Genomic DNA, 20,013 nt, shown 5'->3' with positions numbered 1-20,013 from the left:
GATATCGAGACCAGCGCATCAACTGGCGCTCTCAACCGCCGGCACCAGTTCCGCCTTGGCCAAAGTGAACGAGAAGGCGGTACCCATTCCCACCTTGCTATCGACCTGCATCTGGGCGCCATGCAAATCCAAGATGCTCTTGGTAATGGCGAGGCCCAGTCCGGCATTTTCTCCGCTGCCGCGCTCGCCACGGGCAACGCGGTAGAAACGCTCGAACACGTTGGGGATCTCTTCTTCAGGAATGCCCACTCCGGTGTCCGCCACCCGAATGGCGACGGCGTTTTCATGGGCCTCCAAGCCGGCGCGCACCACGCCGCCAGGATCGGTATGGGTAATCGCATTGCCGATCAGGTTCTCTAGAACCCGCTCTATCAATCCAATGTCCGCCGATACATAGGGAACACGTTCGAGCAAGTCCGTGTCCAGGCTGATGCCACGCTCCCGCGCCGTCACCCTGCCGGCTTCGGAGCGCGAAAGAGCCACGCAAGGGGGAGCGCCAGCGCGGCCGCAAGTCCAAACAGCGCGAACGCATTCAGATATCCGCCCATCGAGGCTTGGCGCTGAATCTCCTCGCTCAGCGCCGCGAGACCTTCGGTGGTGTCCGTGGTCCAGCCGCCCGCGAGTTCGGGACTGCGCAGTGTCTCGTTCAGCGGCGAGATTGTGGCGCGCAGTCCGTCATAGTTTTCCGCCGTCGATCGCACGAGTACCAGGATGCTCAAGGAGATGAACAAACTACTGCCGAAGTTGCGCATCAAATTAAACACCGCCGAGGCTTGCACCACCAGCGGCGTGGGCAGGGTTGAAAATGCCAGAACGGTCATGGGCGTATACGCAAGCCCAAAACCAAATCCTTGCACCAAATTCGTCCAGATAATATCGAATCCGGTCAAATTGATGTTGAGCAAGGACATCTGCCATCCCGCCCACGCTTGCAGCGCGAGACCCACGGCGAGTGCGAGCTTGGCGCTGTACCGAGTGAATTGGACGACAATCATGAAACTGAAGAAATTGCCTATGCCGCGCGCGGAGAGCAGGTAGCCCACCATCGAGTCGGGATAATGGCGCAGGTCTTGTAGCAACGTGGGAAACAGCACGATAGGCGTATAGCTCATCGCGCCCATCGCGAACGCCATCGCAATACCAACGCCGAAATTCCAATCCCTGAACATGCGCGGATTCAAGAACGGTGTGCTAGCGTAGGCGGTGTGGGCGATAAATACGCACGCCCCCGCCAGAGCGAGCGCTGCCTCGGTGGTGATCTCGAAAGACTCGAACCAATCCAACCGGTGACCGCGATCCAGCATGAGTTGCGCGCTGCTCATGCATACCGCCAGCGCGATAAAGCCGGTCGTGCCCAAGCGCCCGGAAGTACCGCGCTCTTGGTCACGGAGCGCCGCGATAGCGAGTATCGCGGTGAGGGCGCTGACGGGCGCCATCGACAAAAACGCCCAACGCCAATTGAGGGACTCGGCGATCAACCCGCCCAGTACCGGCCCCAGCACCGGGCCCATGACAGCACCCACCCCCCACAGCATCAAGACGTGGGGGTGCATCCGCCGTGGAAAAGTAGCTAGCAGCATCCCTTGCCCAAGGGGCATGAGCGGCGCGCCAAAGAGCCCCTGTGCCACGCGCGCAATCAACAAGAATTCCAGCGAGCCCGCCAACCCGCAGGCAAGCGAGGAGAGGGTGAAGCCCACCAGCGCACTGACCATCAGGCGGCGCCAGCCCAGGCGGCCAGCGAGCCACCCGGTCAATGGTGTGGCAACAGCCGCCGCCGCGAGAAACACGGTGACGATCCAGGCGGCCTGGTCGTGGGTCACCGATAACGCACCACGAACTTGCGGTAGCACGACGTTAGTCGCGGTGATCGCCACTCCGAAGGTGAGCGTCGATACCTGCACCAGGATCAATATCAACCACCGGCGCGGATCGGTGGCCGAAGTCGGGTCTTCGCCACGATCTTGGCGGCCGGCAACCTGCTGCGCGCTACTCATCGACGGCACCGGCGAGCAGCGCGCACACCGGCGTAAGTTGGCGAAGTCGCATCGCGTAGGAGGGTAGGTTCGGTTCGGAAGCATTAAACCACCATTCCCCAGCCCGCTTGGTCGCGGCTACGGCGTAAACTTAAGGTAATTCAGAATCCGAACCAAATGCCGTTATCATCGCGACCCTCCCACCGACAGTCATTTGCCATGCCCCAAATCGCCGCGGAGATATTCAAGGCCTACGATATTCGAGGTGTCGTAGGGAAATCCCTCACCATTTCCGCCGCATCGTTGATTGGGCGGGCTCTGGGAAGCGAGGGCCGCGCCAGAGGTGTGACCGAGATCGCGGTGGGGCGCGACGGCCGCCTCTCGGGCCCGGAATTGGTCCAAGCGCTCAGTGGCGGCATCCGCGAGGCGGGCGTGGATGTCGTGGATATTGGAATGGTCGCCACGCCCATGCTCTACTTCGCCACCCATCACCTCGGAACGGGTTCGGGCGTGATGGTCACGGGAAGCCACAATCCACCCGATTACAACGGCTTCAAGATGGTGCTGGCGGGCGAAACCCTCTCCGGAGAAACGATTCAGAAGCTTCGGCGGCGCATCGAGAACAACGACATTTCCAGCGGGCCCGCGGTCCAGAGTACGGCCGATATCAACCAAGCCTATCTGGACCGGATCGCGTCGGATATCCGTTTGGCACGGCCGATGAAGATCATCGTTGATTGCGGTAACGGCGTACCAGGCGCCTATGCCCCGGCGCTCTACCGCGCTTTGGGTTGCAAAGTGCGCGAGATGTATTGCGAGGTCGATGGTCATTTTCCCAATCACCATCCAGACCCTTCGCAACCCGAGAATCTGCATGACCTCATCGCCGCCCTGAAGCAAGGGCCCGAGGAAATCGGCCTCGCCTTCGACGGCGACGGCGACCGCCTCGGAGTAGTCACCAAGGCGGGGACCATCATCTACCCCGACCGGCAATTGATGCTGTTCGCCGCCGACGTGCTCTCCCGCAACCCGGGTGCGCAGATCATCTTCGACGTGAAATCCACGCGCAACTTATTCCCATGGATTCGCCAGCATGGCGGCGTCCCCCTGCTGTGGAAAACCGGGCATTCCTTGATCAAGGCCAAGATGAAGGAAACCGGCGCCTTGCTTGCCGGCGAGATGAGCGGCCACGTGTTCTTCAAGGAGCGTTGGTACGGCTTTGACGACGGCCTCTACGCCGGCGCGCGTTTGCTGGAGATTTTGAGCCGCTGCGCGGATACCGGCGCGCAGTTCGGCAAGCTGCCGGACTCGGTGAATACGCCGGAATTGCAGATCAAACTGCAAGAAGGCGAGAATCATCGTATGATTGAGCAGTTGCAAATCAGCGCTGCCCGCAGTGTTATTTTTAACGGCGCGCAAGAGGTGATCACCATCGACGGACTCAGGGTCGAGTACCCGGACGGTTTCGGTTTAGCGAGGGCATCGAATACGACGCCGGTGATCGTGCTGCGCTTCGAGGCGGATAACGCGGCCGCCCTCAAACGTATTCAAGAGGATTTTCGGCGCGTGTTGAGCACGGCGAAATCCGGCCTGCAACTTCCCTTCTGATGGCCCAGCCCGCGCCCAGTCCCGCCCAGGATCTATATCTGGGACGCCAGCCGATCCTGGACCGGAAGGAAAACCTCGCGGCCTTCGAACTGTTGTTTCGCTCCAGCCAGAAAAACGGGGCGGTCTTCGACGATGATGTGTCGGCCTCCGCCACCGTCATCAATCACGCCTTCACGGAATTGGGAATCGAGAACGTGCTCGGGCGCCACCGCGGTTTCATCAACCTGTCGGCTTCATTGCTGATGAGCGACGTGATCGAACTGCTGCCCAAGGACAAAGTGGTTCTGGAAATCCTGGAAACCGTCAAAGTCACGCCACAATTCATCGAACGCTGCACGCAATTGAAGAAGATGGGGTTCACCTTGGCCCTGGACGATTTCATTGGGCAGGAAGAGGAGTTTCGCGGCCTTCTCGAAATTGTCGATATCGTCAAGGTCGATGTGGGAGCACTGGACGCGAAGACGTTAATTTCCGCGACTGCCATCCTCAAGCGCTTCAAGGTCAAGCTCCTCGCGGAAAAAGTGGACCGCCGCGAGCAGGTGGATCAGTGCATGAATTTGGGCTACGAGCTGTTTCAAGGCTATTACTTCGCCAAGCCCTCCATCATCACGGGCAAGCGCCTTGGGCACGCCGAGGCGGCCTTGGTACGGCTGCTAAGCCTCGTGCTCTCGGATGCGCCCAATGCCGAGATCGAGACCGCCTTCAAGCAAAACCCCGATCTGTCCATGCAGTTGCTAAAGCTGGTCAACTCCGTGGGCTCGGGAGTGAACGCACGAATCAATTCCCTGAAACACGCTCTTACCGTATTGGGAAGACGCCAGCTGCAGCGCTGGCTGCAAATACTGATGTTTTCCCTGGGTGGCGCCGCGGGCGCGGAGTTTCCCAGCCCGCTCCTGATTCTCGCCGCCACTCGCGGAAAGTTGATGGAGTTGATCGCCGGGAGCCTGCGGGCCAACGACCAGCGCTTTCAGGATCAAGCCTTCATCACCGGCATTTTGTCGCTGGTGAGCGCGCTATTGGGAATGCCTCTCGCCGAGATTCTCGAATCCTTTCCCCTGGAAGCGGAGGTCAAGGCCGCGCTGCTCCAGCGCGAAGGCGCGCTCGGAGCGATGCTCACCCTCATGGAATCCCTTGAGGAGTCGGAATTCGATCAGATTCAAAAAGCCCTGATCCCGCTGCCGGCACTTGACCACGGCGAAATGCTGGGCTTGCAAGTCGATGCCATGGGCTGGGCCAACTCCATCGGCGAAGCCAACTAACCGGCGGCTCCGGCCGCCGGTTCCGGATGGCGGTGAAACACCTCCAAGATCGCCGGCAAGTTCTGAAGAAATAATTCCACTAGAGCGGGATCGAAGCGCTTGCCGGAATGTTCGCGCAGATAGGCGAGCGCATCCTCCACGCTCCAAGCCGCCTTGTAGGGCCGCACCGTGGTGAGGGCGTCGAACACGTCGGTCAATGTCACCACGCGAGCGGAGAAGGGGATGGCCACATTGGCGATACCGCGCGGATAACCCCTGCCGTCCCAGCATTCGTGGTGGCTCAAGGCCACTTGCCGCGCCATCTCCAGCAATTCAGATTTGCCGCCCGCGAGGATGGAAGCGCCCATGATGGTATGGGTCTTCATGATCTCCCACTCTTGTTCGTCCAGGCTGCCCTTCTTGGTGAGTATTGCATCCGGAATGCCGATCTTTCCAATATCGTGCATCGGCGCCGCATTGAGCAAGGTTTCGCAATAACTTTCCGTCATGCCGGCGGCGCGCGCGACGATCGCGGCGTACTGGCTCATGCGCAATATGTGCAATCCGGTTTCGTTGTCGCGGTATTCCACGGCCCGCCCTAGGCGTCGAACGATGTCCAGGCGGCTTTCATGCAGCTCGCGTGTGCGTTCCCGAACCTTTTCCTCGAGAATTTTGTTTTGATCCCGCACCTGCTCGTGCAATAAACGCACTTCGAGCATGTTGCACACGCGAGTAATGAGCTCCGTGCGGTCGAAGGGTTTGCTCAAGAAATCCTTGGCACCAGAGCGCAACGCCCGTAACCGGGTCTCCGAATCGTCCAATGCCGTGAGCACGAGGATGGGTAGGTAGTTGTCTTGCTCGATCGCGCGCAAACGCTCCATGACCTCGAAACCGTCCAGGTGCGGCATGTTCAAATCCAGCAGGACTAAGTCGAAGCGCTCGCGCCGGTATTCCTCTTCCACTTGGCGAGGATCGGAAAGCGTGGTGACGTATTGGAAGCCCTCGGCGTTCAAAATACGCTTCGCCAGCAAGAGATTCGCGGGCTGGTCATCGACCACCAGTATTTTCCCAGCGGTAACGGAGGGGTTGGATACCAGGGCCCTCCCTAGGGACTCGGGCATGTCTTTCATGGATTTGAAAACATGCGGGAACGCGCGGCCCCGGCAGCTGCGGGCATGCACGCCAGTTCGACCCAAAAAACGCTACCAGAGCCAGGTGTGCTGCGCACACCGGTCTGCCCGCCCATCAACTCCGTGAGCCGCTTGGCCAGCGCCAACCCGATGCCGGTACCGTCGATGCCACTCGTCTCCTGGCCGAGCCGGTTGAAGGGCTGGAACAAGGAAGCAAGCTTCCCCGGTTCGATTCCACGGCCCGTGTCCTCGACTTCGATTCTCACCCACCCTTCTCCTTTCGGCGATGCGCGCAACGTCACCGTACCACCCTCGCGGTTGTACTTGATCGCATTGGTCAGCAGATTGAGCAGCACCTGCCTAAATCGCTTCGGATCGCCCATGACTGGAGGAAGGCAGAGCCCCTCCTCGTCCACGCGGATGGAGATGCCATGTTGGCGAGCCATGGTTTCTGTCATGCCCAGCACGCCCAGAAAAATATCCTCGATTCGGACCGGCTCCAGGGACATTTCAATGCGGTCCGATTCGATTCTCGATATATCCAGCACGTCGTTGACCATGTCCAGCAAATGCCTCCCCGCTTTATGGATCTGCTCCGCGGATTGTTTCTGTTCGTCCGTCAAAGGCCCGCTGGCGCCCACGAAAAAAAGTTCGGAGAAGCCCAGGATCGCGTTAAGCGGTGTGCGCAACTCGTGGCTCATGCGAGACAAGAATTCGCTCTTCGCGCGATTAGCCAAGTCCGCCGACTCTTTCGCGGTACGCAGTGCCGCCTGGGTTTCCCGAAAGTCGCTGATATCCACCACCGCGAATAACATCTCCCCGCCCGGGTTCTTGGCGTCGATGGGTACGCCTTGTAGCAAGCCCCAGAACTTGCTCCCATCCTTGCGCCAGTATTGAATTTCCGCTCGCATCATTTTTCCGCTCGTAACCTGCTCGTAGCCTTGGCCTCCAATCCACGCCCAATCTTCTTCCCTCGCGCATAAATCACGCGTTGGCATGCCTGCCATTTCCAGGTGGCCGTAACCGAACATGCGCTCCATGGCCTCGTTGGCACGCAGGACCAAGCGCCCTGGGCTCACAATGAAAATACCCGCGGGCGAGCTGCTCAGCAAAGCATCTTGCTCCAACAGCGTTTCGCGCAACTGGGCTTCAACCTGCTTGAGATCGTCGATGTCGGCGTTGATCCCCGTGATGCGCAGAATATGCCCGCCGGGTGCGCGCTCCGTCACGGTGCCATAACTCAGTACCCACTTCCACCCTCCACAAGCCATTCGCACGCGGTGTTCCACCCGGTAATCCTGGCCCGGCCCCTTGAGCACGCCGCGGCGCGCATACTGGATGCGCTCGTGATCCTCGGGGTGCGCGAAGCTGAGTAACTCCGCAATCGGTAATTCGCTTGCCTCGGCGGGCCGGCCCAGCATCGCGTTCCATTCCTTGCTGAGATGGACCGTTTCCGCCCGCTTACGGCGAGTGACATCCTTGCCCACGCCAAAGTAACCGGTGAAGCGGCCATCGTTGCCGAAACTAGGATCGCCGCTCACGGAGAACCAGCGCGGCGCGCCGTCGAAGCCATGATGCCCAAACTCGAAATCGCGAAAAGGTTTGTGCTCGCGCAAAATTTGTTTGTGCAGTTCCCAGTCCTTCTCGCTGACGCCGTAAGTGTCGATCTCCCAACGTGTCATTCCGATGGGAATGCCGACGCCCAGTTCGGCCCCCGCGTGGACTTGGGTAAAGCGAAAATCCACATCCTGCTCCCAGTACCAATCGGAGGACATGGCGGTGAGCGCCTTGAAGCGGCGCACGCTGTCCGCAAGAGCCAGTTCCGTGCCCTTTTCCTCGGTCACATCGCGCAAGGCCACAATCATGCGCTGGGCTCTGCCATCGGGCCCGGGAATCATGACTTGATGAGAATGGATCCACAACACGATGCCGTCGGTGCGGACTAAGCGGTAATCTTCCATGATCCATTGCCCGGATTCGACCGCACGATCGAGCATGGCTAAGAATTTTGCACGGTCCTCGGGATGCACCTGATCCTTGAACAAAGGATACTTTCCGGTGTCCTTGGGCAACGGCCCCCTGAGCCATTCTGGAGAATCGCTAAAGTGCAATTCGTCCTTTCCAATGTCCCAGTCCAATACAATTATCTTAGCGGCCCGCTGCGCGATTTGCAGCCGCTACGTTTGATGCCGTAACGCCTCCTCGGTGCGCCTTCTTTCGGATATGTCGCTGATCAGGCCATCCCATCTCGTGCCGCCATCCGCTGTCCGGGTGGGGCGCGCCACGGAATGTACCCAGCACAATTCGCCCGTCGCATTGCGATAACGAACTTCGGCGTCGAAGGTGCTCAATTGCTCGGAGGAGCGCTTGGCGGCCTCCTTCCAGCGCTGCATATCCTCGGGATGAATACATTGGAAGACCTTACGGGGTTCGGCCAGAACTTCGCTTGCCGTGAGCCCGCATAACGCCACGATGCCTCCGCTAAGGTAATCGCAATGCAATTCCCCGGATGCCGTGCGCGTCATCTGGTACACCGCGCCACCGGGCAAGTTATCTCTCAGCGCATGCAGCATGGCATCGCGCTTCCCCGAGGATTTCTCGTCCAACCGGCGCTGCGTCACATCGCGGAATATCCCCCGCGTCGCGACCACCGAGCCAGCACTTCGGCGGCAATTGAGATTGCCTTCGAGATGAATAGCGCGCCCGCTCCTGGCTTGAAACACTACATCGAATAGGCCCACGTCCTCGCCAGACATGAGCCGCCCAATAATTTCGGTGCAGTGCACGCGGAAGTCCGGATGGATCACGCCGAATACGTTCAACCCAGGAACTTAGCTCGCTGCGTATCCCAAGGTCTCAAGCCACGCGCGATTCACGTAAAGAAAGTTGCCTTCCGCTGATACGCTCTGGATCAAATCGCTGCAATGATCCAGAAGATCGTAAGGAATGTCTTCCCACTGAGGACCGGCGGACGGTACGGGTTGGCGAGAAGACATGAGGTTTAGTGTAACAGCGCGAGATAAAAAGCGCCGGCTCCCGGGGCCTCTCGGCGCCAGGCGTGCAACCACTACTACCGCTCGCACCTGGGTCAGGCAACCGGGAATTCCTTCGGGCATGGGAAATGGGAGAGGCTTTTCCACGCAAGCAACGCCCGGAGTTCTACATTCTGCAGTGCGGGGCGGATGGTCTAGCGGGCGACCCGCTGGGAGGGTTGCGATTATCGGAAGCCGCGCACCGGCATGTTGCCCAGCGGTTGGTGGCGTTGAGCGAAGAGGACGCGCCGGGACGGCTCATGGCCTTTGGCGGTGGATGGTATGATCTAAACAATCTTGCACGCGCCTAGTGCGAGGTGTTGGAGGGGATGATTTAGGGGGGTGGTGTAGGGGCTCGTCATCGCGGCGTGGGTTCTTTAATCAAGAGCCGCCCCCTCAACATTGCGTACGGCGGCGGCTAAGAAGCTGTCAGTGAAGTGTTCGGGTCAGTTGGCCGGGGGTAGCCCGGCTGCTACTCACCTTTTTTGCGCGGCCAAAAAAGGTAAGCGAAAAAAGGCCGCCCCTACTGAACCGCCCTTTGCTGGGTGCCCTGCGTTACTAGAAGCGATGGGCGCCTGCGGAACTAGTCCGCGCAAGAAGCGCGCGGCCGTCGAACAGTCCTCGGCGAAAACGAAGTTTCAGTGAAGGCTAACGTGAGCAACGCGAACGTTAAGCGAAGCGGCCGGAACTACATCCCCCATCGCTCCTGCATTACTCGGCGGTTCAGAAGGGGGAGTCTTCACCCCAGCGCACAAGTGTTTGACTTGGCATCATGGAAGATGACGAGAACCAATTACTGGGGACGATGCGCGCACTGCTCTGCCAGTTGGGCGAGCAACTCACGGCCCTGGACAAACAAGCATTCCACCGATTGCCCTGGCAATCATTGCGTGATCGCAAGATAGTTAAGTCCATGACTGGGAAAATCCACGTCACCCATGGCGCTTCGAGTGCGCGCTAATGATCAGAACCGCGGCGCGCCAGCGCCACGAGGCGTTCCGTTCAAGGTGAGCATCGATAAGCCAGCGCCCCTAAAAGAGTAGAGCAATTTCGAGTAACCGCCGGGAAGAGGCTTGATGGCAAATTTTTCCGGTACCCTGCGTACGGCCTCCAGGGAATCAGGTCTTTCAAGTATTATCTCCTCGTTCTTCGCGCTCCCCTGAATTTTCCGGTGAAAAGGAGTTCGTAATCATGCAATGCGCTCGTTGCGAGTACGACAATCCTGCCGGCCACAAATTTTGCGGCCAGTGCGGAGCATCGCTGCCCGCGCCGTGCCCGTCTTGCGGAGCACGCGCCGTGGCCGGGGAGAAGTTTTGCGGGCAATGCGGCGGCGCGCTCGCGGCGGCGAGCCCGGAACACAAATTCGCTTCGCCGAAGAGTTATACCCCTGGGCATTTGGCGCGGCGCATTCTTGAATCCAGATCCGAGGTAGAGGGCGAGCGCAAACAAGTCACGGTTTTGTTCGCCGATCTCAAGGGGTCCATGGAACTGCTAGCCGACCGGGATCCCGAGGATTCTCGCGCCTTGCCGGCCTACTCCAGCAATTCTTAGTAAGGTCGGACACTATTATGCTGTCTGCCGTTGAAGCCGCTACGCGATCATTCATTTACGAGCTAACTGGACGCACTGAACAGATCCCCACATTTCTGGAAGAGGTCTTGCGGGCCAGCACGTTGCAAGGCGACACAGTCTGGCAACCTGTCATGCATGCGCTCTTGGCGAGAGTCTATGCACGGGAAGGAAGAACGGAGCAAGCCATCGAAAGCGCACACCAAGCCGTAATGATCGCCCGGAATTCCGATGAGATGGGCCATGAGGCATGGGTCCATTACACCGAGGGAATGGTCCTCGCAGCGCACGCGCCAACGGATGCGCAAGAGGCTTTGCGCGAAAGCCTGCGCCTCGCGCGGGAGCTGGAAATGCGCCCGCTCGAAGCCCGGTGCATGCTGGAGATGGGACTGCTGTCCTGCGGATCCATACCAGGGCGGCACGATCACCTCTCCACCGCCGCGCGCATGTTCAAAGACATGGACATGAAGTTTTGGCAGGAAAAGACCATACAAGCACAATCGGAGTTAGGCGGTAACGCAGCCAACCGTTAGGTTTTACTCCTCACTCCTCACTCCTCACTCCTCACCCCAATCCCCTCACTCCTTCTTAGCTCGCGGATGCGCCGCGTCGTACATCTTCGAGAGATGCTGTGTTTTGGGGAAAGGGTCTGGCTTCGAATCTTGCGATTAAACTGAAAGATCTCCCTCGCGCCCGCATCGCGCGGGCGTTGTCTTTTTTAGCGGCTCACTTCTCTTTACCGTGGATGAACTCGATGGGGCAGATGTTCTTCTAGAGCGGAGCCATGAGTTCGCGGATGGCTTCAAGGATACCGGCGATAGCCTAGTTGAGTGTCTCCGAATGGTCTGAGCTAGCGGTCCTCTACGCCACGACCTCCACGTATTCAACCCGGCTCGATGCTTGAGGAATGGGTAGGCCATCTTCCCGAAGACCATCGATGTGAAATTCGATAGCCTCTCGAATCTGGGATTCCGCTTCTTCCGCCGTCAAACCAGTAGCTACGCACCCCGGCAAATCGGGGACGTAAGCCGAGTAATTGAATTCTGATTTCTCGATCACAATGGCATAGCGCATGGAAATCTCACCTCTTCAGTCCAGCTTGTTTCAAGATGCTATTCAGCGTCCCTGGAGCGAGGTCATCGCTGGGTTTTCCTGGAACGGTAACGCGGCCTTTCTTCGAATTATGTTTGAACTGCCGGTGACTTCCCCGGGTGGCCACTAGGTACCAACCATCTTCTTGCAGCATTCGGAGCATGTCGCCAGTTTTCATGGTCGCAGGATATCAAAGATTTCCACGACACTCGCTGTCTTCGATTGCCGCGGCCACCGAGAACCAAGAAAACACCGATTAATCACGTTCGCCCTGATCGTGAGCCTTTCGAACGATCGAAGGACGATCCTGGCAATGCGCCGGTATCACGAGGTCTTCCGTTCATGGTTCGACAGGCTCACCACGAACGGAAGACTTGACCAATGATTCCCCTACAAGTTCAGGAAATTCACCTGAAACGCCCCCTCACCCAATCCTCTCCCTCACCCACCCCTCCACGCTCGCCAGCGCTTGCGGTAATTTCGTTGGATCGGTGCCGCCGGCCTGCGCCATGTCGGGGCGGCCGCCGCCTTTGCCGCCGACTTGTTGGGCGACGAAGTTCACCAGTTCGCCTGCCTTCACCTTGGCGGTGAGGTCGCTGGTGACACCGGCGATGAGCGATACTTTTCCGTCCACGGAGGAGGACAGGACGACGACGGCGCTCTTCAGTTTGTCCTTGAGCTTATCCAGGGTTTCGCGCAGCGCCTTCGCATCGGCGCCCTCCATGCGAGCGGCCAGCACGCGAGCCGGGCCGATGGCGACCGCCTCATCCGCGAGATCGTCGCCTTGAGAGGAGGCGAGTTTCGATTTGAAGCGCTCCAGTTCTTTTTCCAGAGACTTCACTTGAGCTAGCACTTGATCGATTCTCACGTCGATCTCCTGGGGTTGCGCTTTGAGTAGCGCCGCGGCGCCAGCCAATCTCGCATCCATGGTCTGAACGTAATTCAAGGCCACGGAACCGGCGACCGCCTCCACCCGGCGTATCCCGGCGGCGATACCGCCTTCGGACACGATCTTGAAGAAACCGATGTCGCCGGTGCGCGCCACATGGGTACCACCGCACAGCTCGCGGGAAGTCCCGATGTCCAGCACGCGCACTTCATCGCCATATTTCTCGCCGAACAAGGCCATGGCGCCGTGCTTCACCGCATCGTCGAAATTCATGACGCGCGCCTGGGTCGCGGCGTTGCGCAGGATCTCCGCGTTCACCAACTCCTCGACCTCCCGGATTTCCTTCGACGTCATGGGCGAGTTGTGGCTGAAGTCGAAGCGCGTCTTGTCCTCATCCACCAGAGAACCCTTCTGCTGGACGTGGGAACCCAGCACTTGGCGCAAGGCCTTGTGCATCAAGTGCGTCACGGAATGATGGCGCATCGTGCACGCGCGCAGTTCTTCATTCACCACAGCGTCAACGGAGTCGCCCACCTTGAGCGTGCCCGAGGCCAGCGTGCCGTGATGGCCGAAAACTTCCGCCTGAATTTTCTGCGTATCGGCCACTTCAAAGACCGCGAGGGCGGTCTTGAGCACGCCGCGATCGCCCACCTGGCCGCCGGATTCCGCGTAAAAGGGTGTCGAATCCAGCACCACGATGCCGCTGTCTCCAGCGTTAAGCGTCTGAACCGCGCCGCCATCGCGATAGAGCGCGAGAACTTTTCCCGGATGGGACAATGATTCATAGCCCTTGAAGCGTGTCGCCGCGCCTTGGTATTCCACCGTGCCCTTCATGGAAAACTTGCTGGCGGCGCGCGAGCGCACTTGTTGCGCGCTCATGGCCGCGTTGAACCCGTCCATGTCGGTTTCAAATCCGCGCTCGCGTCCGATATCGGCCGTGAGGTCGATGGGAAAGCCGAACGTGTCGTAGAGTTTGAACGCCGTCTCGCCATCCAGCCGTTTCGCATTCTTACTCAAGGCGGCGTCCAGTATTCCCATCCCGGTTTCCAATGTCTCGGCGAAGCGCTCTTCTTCCTGCTTCAAGGTGGCGGTGATGCGCGCCTGGTGCTTCACCAGCTCCGGATAGGCGGCTCCCATTTCTCGCGCCAAATCAGCCACGAGCTTGAAGAAGAAAGGTCGTTTGCAGCCGAGCTTGTAACCGTGCCGCATGGCGCGCCGTGCGATGCGGCGCAGAACATAACTGCGCCCTTCATTACCTGGAATCACGCCATCGCATATCAGGAACGAACAAGCACGGATATGATCGGCGATGACGTTAAGCGACGGCGAAGTCAAATCCTTGGCGCCAGTTTCGCGGGCCGCCGCCTTGACCAGATTTTGGAAAAGATCGATCTGGTAATTGCTGTGCACGTGCTGGAGCACAGCGGCCAGGCGTTCCAATCCCATGCCGGTATCCACCGAAGGCTTGGGTAAGGGATGCATGGTGCCGCTCTCATCGCGGTTGAACTGCATGAACACCAGGTTCCAGATCTCGATGTAACGGTCGCCATCGGCATCCGGGGATCCCGGCGGCCCGCCCGGCACTTCCGGCCCATGATCGTAGAAAATTTCCGAGCACGGACCGCAGGGCCCGGTGTCGCCCATGGCCCAGAAGTTATCGCTCTCGAATTTCTTTCCTACCTTGTCGCCGATGCGCACGCAGCGCTCCTTCGGCACGCCGATGTCCTGGGTCCAGATGCTGTAGGCTTCGTCGTCGTCGGCGTAGACCGTGGTCCAGAGTTTTTCCTTCGGCAAGCCGTAGACTTGCGTCACCAGTTCCCACGCGTAGCGGATGGCATCGCGCTTGAAATAATCGCCAAAGCTGAAATTGCCCAGCATCTCGAAGAATGTGTGATGGCGCGCGGTGTAACCCACGTTCTCCAAATCATTGTGCTTGCCTCCGGCGCGCAAGCAGCGCTGCGACGTGGTCGCGCGTACATAGGGGCGCTTGTCCTGGCCCAGGAACACATCCTTGAACTGCACCATGCCGGCGTTGGTGAAAAGCAGGGTTGGATCGTTGCCCGGCACCAAGGGGCTGGACGCCACGATGGTGTGACCCTTGCCTTCGAAATACTTCAGGAACCGCTCTCGAATTTCACTGCTGTTCATCACCGCGCCCATCACGTTTCGCCTAATTCATCGTTTCGTTCATTATCCTGCCGGAGCACCCGCGCGATCACGGCCCCGCTAAATCCCCGGCCCGCCAGAAAGCGGCTCTGCTTGGCGCGCTCTTCCACGCTTGCCGGCAAGGTGCGAAACCGTTTTCGCCACACCACCCGCGCGCGCTCCAACTCGTTTCCTTGAAGTTCGGCGGAGCAGCGCGCCAAGGTATCCTCGCCAGCACCATTTTCCTTCAGGAGCGCGGCGATACGCGAGGCACCGAAGCGCGTTTTCTTCGCCGTGATGAGCGCTTCCGCCGCGCGCCCCTCGGACAACCAGCCCTGGCCCTCGAACTCGTCGAGCAGCGCTCGCAATTCCTCTGGACTGGCGCCGGCTGTCTGCTGGAGCTTATGTTCTATTTCCGCGCGAAAGTATTCGCGCCGCGCCAGCATTCGCAGAACCCGCGCCCTGAGGCTTATTTACTCCTCCCCCGCGCCCGCGGTCAGCGCTTCACCACCTCCGGAAACTCCCGCGGCGGCGCGAATCTTGGCCTCGATTTCCAGGGCCATGTCCTTATGCTCCTTCAAGAACTCGCGAGCGTTGTCCTTGCCTTGGCCGATGCGGTCCGCTCCGTAGCTATACCAAGCGCCGGATTTTTCCACCACTTTGTGCAGCACGCCCAAGTCTATGACTTCGCCTTCCCAGGATATGCCCCCGCCGTACAGGATATCGAAATCGGCCTGCTTGAATGGCGGCGCCACTTTGTTCTTCACTACCTTGACCCGGGTTTCGGAGCCGATGACCTCGTCGCCCTTCTTGATGGAACCGACGCGGCGAATATCCAGGCGCACCGAGGCGTAGAACTTGAGTGCGTTACCGCCAGTGGTGGTCTCGGGATTGCCAAACATCACGCCGATCTTCATGCGTATCTGGTTGATGAAGATGACCAGGGTGTTTGAGCGCTTGATGTTGGCGGTGAGCTTGCGCAGCGCTTGGGACATCAAGCGCGCCTGCAGGCCCATCTGCGGCTCGCCCATTTCACCTTCGATCTCCGCCCGCGGGGTGAGGGCCGCCACGGAATCCACCACCACCACGTCCACGGAGCCCGAACGCACGAGCATGTCGGCGATTTCCAGCGCCTGTTCGCCGTTGTCGGGCTGGGAAATAAGCAATTCATCGACACTCACCCCGAGTTTTTGGGCATATTGGGGATCCAGGGCGTGCTCGGCGTCGATGAAGGCCGCCGTTCCCCCTGCCTTTTGCATCTGGGCGATCACGGACAAGGTCAGCGTGGTCTTGCCGGAGGATTCCGGACCGTATATTTCCACCACCCGGCCCCTGGGCAATCCGCCCACGCCCAAGGCGATATCCAACCCCAAGGAGCCCGTGGAAACGACCTGGATGTCCTTGTTGATGTCGCCCGCGCCCAGCCGCATGATGGATCCCTTGCCGAATTGCTTTTCGATTTGCGAGAGAGCCGCCTGAAGGGCCTTGCGTTTATTCTCTTCCATTCACATTTACCTTAAGTTTTTCAACGGGTTGATTATGACACACGGCTATCCACCGCCACGCCCTGGAAGTGCACGCGAACTCGCCGCCTAGCATCAAGGCGAGAGCCTCGCCTGCCGATAAGGAAGCCATGCTGACAATGGCCTCAGCGACCAGCATAGGGCGTTTTCGTATCCTTAAAACCCTCGGCAAAGGCGCGCAGGGGGAAGTGTTTCTCGCGGAGGATACGCGCCTAAAGCGGCGAGTCGCAATCAAAACCCTACAGGTGTCCGGTCGGACCAACCAGGAGCGCACGGGACAAATGCAAGCGCTCTTGGAAGAATCCATGATCGTGAGCCAGCTCGCCCATCCGAACATCGTCCCGTTGTTCGACGCCGGCGAAGAACAAGGCGTGCCCTACCTGGTATTCGAGTATGTGGAGGGGCGAACACTGCAAGCGCAAATCCGCGATGCTGGCCCCCTGCCCCCGGCGCGGGCGGTGGATATCACCATCCAGATCTTGAGGGGCGTGGGCTATGCGCACCAGAAAGGCATCGTTCACCGGGATCTGAAGCCCGCCAATCTGATGATCCAGGGCGAGGTCATCCGCATCATGGATTTTGGCGTCGCGCAGTTGGTATCGCAAGAGCTGGACGACGACGAAGCCTTTGCCGGCACGCCCGCCTACATGGCTCCGGAGTACATCGACCGGAAAATCTACACTACCCGCTCCGACTTATTCTCCGTGGGCATGGTGCTCTACGAGATGTTATGCGGCAAGCCCGCCATCCTCGGAAAGAACGTATTCGAGACCTTGCACCGCATGGTGCACGAGGAGTTCGTACCACCCTCGGAAGTCAACCCGGTGGTGGACGAACGGGTGGACGACTTGGTACTGCGTTCCCTGGCAAAAATCCCGGAAGACCGGTTCGCATCGGCAACGGAGATGGAAAACGCGCTTTATCTCTATCTCAACCCGGAGGAAACGCCCGATGCGGCCGCGCCCTCAGACGGCCAGCAAGGCACGCTGGATTTTCTGTTGCGCCGCATGCGCCACCGCAGCGACTTCCCCGCGCTCACCTCCACCATCGGGGCCATCAACCGGGCAGCCATTTCGACCTCCGATAACTTGACGGAACTCGCCAGCACCATCCTCAAGGATTTCGCCCTGACCAACAAGCTGCTCAAGCTGGTGAACACCGTCTACTACCGGCAATTCGGTGCCAACATCAGCACCGTTTCCCGCGCCGTCATGGTGCTGGGCTACGACAACACGCGCAAGGTCACTCTCACGTTGATGCTCTTCGAGCATTTGCAGAACAAAGCCCAAGCCGCCCACCTGCGCGATGAGATTCTGGCGAGTTATTTCTGCGGAATGCTGGGCCGCTTGCTGGCACAGCATGCGCAAATGAAGGACACGGAGGAAGCTTTCATCTCCTCCTTGCTGCACTCGCTGGGGAAATTGCTCACCGCTTTCTACTTCCACGACGAGTACGTGGAAATTCAAAAACTCTCGCTCGCCAAGGGCTACAGCGATATGCGCGCGGCGCGCGAGGTGCTCGGCGTGACATACGATGATCTCGCCGTGGGCGTCGCCAAACACTGGCATTTTCCGGAGCGGCTCGTGGAGAGCCTGCGCCGTTTGCCCGATGGAAAACCTTCCAAACCCGAGACGGATGACCAATTCCTGAGGGTGATCGCCGATGCGTGCGCGGAGCTGTGCGCGGCCATTCAAAACAGCAACCCGCAAAAACGCGACGCCGCCCTCGAGAACATGGCGGAGCGATTCTGTGACGCGCTTAATCTGTCGAAAGACGAAGTGCCGAAGCTCATCAAGGATGCCTACGAGGCACTCAACGCCGATACGTCCTTACTCACCTTGCGGCCCGCCAACAGCCCCTTCTACTCCGCGCTCAAGAGCGTCATTGGCGGCCAGCAACATGGGGAGGAAGGCAAGGACGCGTCCGCGACCTTGAAGGCAATCTCCGCCACCACCTTGGGCGCGCCGGCCTCGGCCTCGTTATCGGGCGCGGCCCGCAGGGACATCCTGAATGCGGGAATTCAGGACGTCAATAATTACCTCGAAGGAAAGTTCGAATTGAATAACGTGCTGCGCATGATCCTCGAGACCATGTACCGCGCCATCGGATTCACGCGCATGGTTCTGTGCGTGCGCGATTCCAGCGCCAACCGCTTGCACGGCCGCTATGGCTTTGGGGAGGGAGTCGAGCAGCTTCTAAAAAGCGGATTCCACGTTCCGCTCACCGCCACCAAGGACGTCTTCAACGCCGCCCTCTCCCAAGGCATCGATGTCCTCATCGATGACGTGAACGCGGAGCGCATACGGCAACACATCCCGGGCTGGTACCGGACCATGCTTCCTGGCGCGCAGTCCTTCGTGCTGTTTCCCGTGCGGGTGGGCCCGCATCCTGTTGGGCTGTTCTACGGCGACAGCGACAGCGCCATCGCGCTACGCATCCGGCAAGCCGATCTGAGTTTGCTCAAAGCCCCTCGCAACCAGGCCGTCTTGGCCATTCGCCAGCGTAGCTGAGGTCTCTCATGCAAGAACCTTCCACCGAAGCACCCACCCCCAGCGACGGCAGCGTCTCCGAAGCGCGCGCGGCCATATTGTTCGCCGATGTCGCGGGCAGTTCGCGTTTGTACGAAACCCTGGGGGACCAGGCCGCGCTCTTCATGATCGCCCAATGCCTGGAAGAAATCGGTTACGTCGCCCGGCAATTCGGCGGCGAGGTCATCAAATCCATTGGCGATGAAATCATGTGCCTGTTCGCCGAATCCCAAGCCGCGCTGCGCGCGAGCGCCGAAATGCAATCGACCGTGACGAGGCTGGCGGAGAGTTCGGACTCGCCCTTGCAACTGCGCGTGGGGTTTCACCACGGCGATGTATTACGCGCCAACAGCGATGTCTTCGGCGACACCGTCAACGTCGCCGCCCGCGTCGTGAGGCTGTGCCGGCCCGGCCAGATCCTGACTACCAGCCAGGCGATCGGAGAACTACCGGAATTCCTCAGGGTGGGAACGCGCCGCCTTGAAGTTATCTCCGTGAAAGGCCGCCAGTCCGCGGTGGAGGTATTCGAAGTGATGTGGCAATGGGGCGAGCAAACCACCATACTGGAAAAGCTTCCGCCCGCCACACAAAACCCGCTCACCACCTTGGAATTGGTACATGAAGATAAGGTGTACACGGTGAACGCTCAATCACCCACTTTGCGCGTCGGACGCGACCGCGCCTCCGAAGTCGTGGTGGCCGTCACGCGCGCGTCCCGCGGGCACGCACGCGTGGAATTTCGCAAGGATAAGTTCTACCTGGCAGACCACAGTTCCAACGGCACCTTCGTGCGTTTTCATGGCGAGGAAGAAGTCCGGGTATCGCGGGAAGAACTCGCCCTCACCCGGCCAGGAGAGATGAGCTTTGGAGAACCCTCGGCCCCAGGCGAGGGGACGGTGAGGTTCGAGGTTTACTGAGAGGGCATCGGGGCCTGCCCGAACGCCCTCCCGGTAAGGCTGGAAATATCCTTACATCACTCCGGTTTCGTGCTTCGAGTGAATGATCCAGATCAAATTGCCGCTGGTAAAGTCACCGATCGATCCACCCGCGAAGAGCAACCGGCCCTGGCCCTTGTAGACAAACTCGACGCGGTGGCGGTCACTGCCATAGTAGAAGGGAATGAAGGCCTTCCCGGTCATATGCGAGCCGTTCGCGGTGGGCTGGCCCAGGAGTGTCAGCACCTGAGTCATCTGCATGCCGATTTTCAACTATGAAAATTTACTGCCAGGAACGGGCTTACCGATGATCTCGCCTTCCCAATCGTCCGCGCTCTTTACATATTCGCC

The 20,013-nt window shown here is 59.5% G+C and carries 18 protein-coding genes and 1 pseudogene; 8 read left to right on the top strand and 11 right to left on the bottom strand.

From position 1 onward, the window contains the following. Positions 1-18 precede the first annotated feature (18 nt). Complete coding sequence (locus EXR36_11010) at positions 19-540, bottom strand: HAMP domain-containing histidine kinase (protein ID MSQ60145.1); 522 nt, start codon at positions 538-540, stop codon at positions 19-21. Further along, positions 450-2,078, bottom strand: coding sequence for a DHA2 family efflux MFS transporter permease subunit (locus EXR36_11005; GenBank protein MSQ60144.1), 1,629 nt, complete (start codon positions 2,076-2,078; stop codon positions 450-452). The genes EXR36_11010 and EXR36_11005 overlap by 91 nt, the downstream gene beginning before the upstream one ends. Before the next feature lie 114 nt (positions 2,079-2,192). Between EXR36_11005 and EXR36_11000 the strand changes: the two genes are divergently transcribed. Then, positions 2,193-3,581 carry a phosphomannomutase/phosphoglucomutase gene (locus EXR36_11000; GenBank protein ID MSQ60143.1) on the top strand — a complete coding sequence of 463 codons (1,389 nt, stop codon included), beginning with the start codon at positions 2,193-2,195 and terminating at the stop codon, positions 3,579-3,581. Then, positions 3,581-4,840, top strand: a complete 1,260-nt coding sequence (locus tag EXR36_10995) for an EAL domain-containing protein (GenBank protein ID MSQ60142.1) — start codon at positions 3,581-3,583, stop codon at positions 4,838-4,840. The genes EXR36_11000 and EXR36_10995 overlap by 1 nt, the downstream gene beginning before the upstream one ends. Here the strand turns inward: EXR36_10995 and EXR36_10990 are convergent. Genes EXR36_10990 through EXR36_10980 form a run of 3 tightly spaced genes read right to left on the bottom strand, consistent with a single transcriptional unit; the run spans position 4,837 to position 8,771 of the window. After that, complete coding sequence (locus EXR36_10990; protein ID MSQ60141.1) at positions 4,837-5,940, bottom strand: response regulator; 1,104 nt, start codon at positions 5,938-5,940, stop codon at positions 4,837-4,839. The genes EXR36_10995 and EXR36_10990 overlap by 4 nt on opposite strands. Before the next feature lie 5 nt (positions 5,941-5,945). Beyond that, complete coding sequence (locus EXR36_10985; protein ID MSQ60140.1) at positions 5,946-8,087, bottom strand: PAS domain S-box protein; 2,142 nt, start codon at positions 8,085-8,087, stop codon at positions 5,946-5,948. Between the two features lie 39 nt (positions 8,088-8,126). Then, the gene (locus tag EXR36_10980) at positions 8,127-8,771 is read right to left on the bottom strand and encodes a PAS domain S-box protein (protein ID MSQ60139.1); all 645 of its coding nucleotides are present in this window, start codon (positions 8,769-8,771) and stop codon (positions 8,127-8,129) included. Between the two features lie 197 nt (positions 8,772-8,968). On the opposite strand from EXR36_10980, the gene EXR36_10975 reads away from it, so the two are divergent. From EXR36_10975 to EXR36_10960, 4 genes are all read left to right on the top strand, one after another. After that, positions 8,969-9,292, top strand: coding sequence for a hypothetical protein (locus tag EXR36_10975; protein MSQ60138.1), 324 nt, complete (start codon positions 8,969-8,971; stop codon positions 9,290-9,292). Between the two features lie 461 nt (positions 9,293-9,753). Further along, positions 9,754-9,942: a hypothetical protein gene (locus EXR36_10970; protein ID MSQ60137.1), complete on the top strand. Its 189-nt coding sequence runs from the start codon at positions 9,754-9,756 to the stop codon at positions 9,940-9,942. A 230-nt stretch (positions 9,943-10,172) separates the two neighbouring features. Further along, complete coding sequence (locus tag EXR36_10965) at positions 10,173-10,532, top strand: hypothetical protein (GenBank protein MSQ60136.1); 360 nt, start codon at positions 10,173-10,175, stop codon at positions 10,530-10,532. A 107-nt stretch (positions 10,533-10,639) separates the two neighbouring features. Then, on the top strand, positions 10,640-11,083 hold the full coding sequence (locus EXR36_10960) for a tetratricopeptide repeat protein (GenBank protein ID MSQ60135.1): 444 nt from the start codon (positions 10,640-10,642) through the stop codon (positions 11,081-11,083). A gap of 328 nt (positions 11,084-11,411) precedes the next feature. Here EXR36_10960 and EXR36_10955 read toward each other — a convergent pair whose 3' ends face one another. The 5 genes from EXR36_10955 to recA all read right to left on the bottom strand — a co-directional run bounded on the left by EXR36_10955 (position 11,412) and on the right by recA (position 16,181). Further along, a complete protein-coding gene (locus EXR36_10955) occupies positions 11,412-11,624 on the bottom strand; it encodes a type II toxin-antitoxin system HicB family antitoxin (protein ID MSQ60134.1) in 213 nt (70 codons plus the stop codon). 7 nt (positions 11,625-11,631) lie between these two features. Then, on the bottom strand, positions 11,632-11,820 hold the full coding sequence (locus EXR36_10950; protein ID MSQ60133.1) for a type II toxin-antitoxin system HicA family toxin: 189 nt from the start codon (positions 11,818-11,820) through the stop codon (positions 11,632-11,634). Between the two features lie 246 nt (positions 11,821-12,066). Continuing rightward, positions 12,067-14,679: an alanine--tRNA ligase gene (alaS, locus tag EXR36_10945; protein MSQ60132.1), complete on the bottom strand. Its 2,613-nt coding sequence runs from the start codon at positions 14,677-14,679 to the stop codon at positions 12,067-12,069. A gap of 11 nt (positions 14,680-14,690) precedes the next feature. Next, the gene (gene recX, locus EXR36_10940; protein ID MSQ60131.1) at positions 14,691-15,122 is read right to left on the bottom strand and encodes a recombination regulator RecX; all 432 of its coding nucleotides are present in this window, start codon (positions 15,120-15,122) and stop codon (positions 14,691-14,693) included. A 27-nt stretch (positions 15,123-15,149) separates the two neighbouring features. After that, positions 15,150-16,181: a recombinase RecA gene (gene recA / locus EXR36_10935; GenBank protein ID MSQ60130.1), complete on the bottom strand. Its 1,032-nt coding sequence runs from the start codon at positions 16,179-16,181 to the stop codon at positions 15,150-15,152. Positions 16,182-16,309: 128 nt separating this feature from the next. On the opposite strand from recA, the gene EXR36_10930 reads away from it, so the two are divergent. Next, positions 16,310-18,709, top strand: coding sequence for a serine/threonine protein kinase (locus tag EXR36_10930; protein MSQ60129.1), 2,400 nt, complete (start codon positions 16,310-16,312; stop codon positions 18,707-18,709). A gap of 8 nt (positions 18,710-18,717) precedes the next feature. After that, positions 18,718-19,644, top strand: coding sequence for an FHA domain-containing protein (locus tag EXR36_10925; GenBank protein ID MSQ60128.1), 927 nt, complete (start codon positions 18,718-18,720; stop codon positions 19,642-19,644). Between the two features lie 51 nt (positions 19,645-19,695). Here EXR36_10925 and EXR36_10920 read toward each other — a convergent pair. Beyond that, positions 19,696-20,013, bottom strand: a pseudogene (locus EXR36_10920) (hypothetical protein).

This window comes from Betaproteobacteria bacterium, from assembly GCA_009693245.1.
Lineage (GTDB): Bacteria > Pseudomonadota > Gammaproteobacteria > Burkholderiales > SHXO01 > SHXO01.
This window is presented reverse-complemented; position numbering and strand designations above follow the sequence as displayed.

What these genes read in the sequence shown, in the direction of transcription:
- EXR36_11005 (MSQ60144.1), bottom strand. Translation starts at nt 2,078, where the DNA reads ATGCTTCCGAACCGAACCTACCCTCCTACGCGATGCGACTTCGCCAAC.
- EXR36_11000 (MSQ60143.1), top strand. Translation starts at nt 2,193, where the DNA reads ATGCCCCAAATCGCCGCGGAGATATTCAAGGCCTACGATATTCGAGGT.
- EXR36_10995 (MSQ60142.1), top strand. Translation starts at nt 3,581, where the DNA reads ATGGCCCAGCCCGCGCCCAGTCCCGCCCAGGATCTATATCTGGGACGC.
- EXR36_10990 (MSQ60141.1), bottom strand. Translation starts at nt 5,940, where the DNA reads ATGCCCGAGTCCCTAGGGAGGGCCCTGGTATCCAACCCCTCCGTTACC.
- EXR36_10970 (MSQ60137.1), top strand. Translation starts at nt 9,754, where the DNA reads ATGGAAGATGACGAGAACCAATTACTGGGGACGATGCGCGCACTGCTC.
- EXR36_10965 (MSQ60136.1), top strand. Translation starts at nt 10,173, where the DNA reads ATGCAATGCGCTCGTTGCGAGTACGACAATCCTGCCGGCCACAAATTT.
- EXR36_10955 (MSQ60134.1), bottom strand. Translation starts at nt 11,624, where the DNA reads ATGCGCTATGCCATTGTGATCGAGAAATCAGAATTCAATTACTCGGCT.
- EXR36_10950 (MSQ60133.1), bottom strand. Translation starts at nt 11,820, where the DNA reads ATGAAAACTGGCGACATGCTCCGAATGCTGCAAGAAGATGGTTGGTAC.
- alaS (MSQ60132.1), bottom strand. Translation starts at nt 14,679, where the DNA reads ATGAACAGCAGTGAAATTCGAGAGCGGTTCCTGAAGTATTTCGAAGGC.
- recX (MSQ60131.1), bottom strand. Translation starts at nt 15,122, where the DNA reads ATGCTGGCGCGGCGCGAATACTTTCGCGCGGAAATAGAACATAAGCTC.
- recA (MSQ60130.1), bottom strand. Translation starts at nt 16,181, where the DNA reads ATGGAAGAGAATAAACGCAAGGCCCTTCAGGCGGCTCTCTCGCAAATC.
- EXR36_10930 (MSQ60129.1), top strand. Translation starts at nt 16,310, where the DNA reads ATGCTGACAATGGCCTCAGCGACCAGCATAGGGCGTTTTCGTATCCTT.
- EXR36_10925 (MSQ60128.1), top strand. Translation starts at nt 18,718, where the DNA reads ATGCAAGAACCTTCCACCGAAGCACCCACCCCCAGCGACGGCAGCGTC.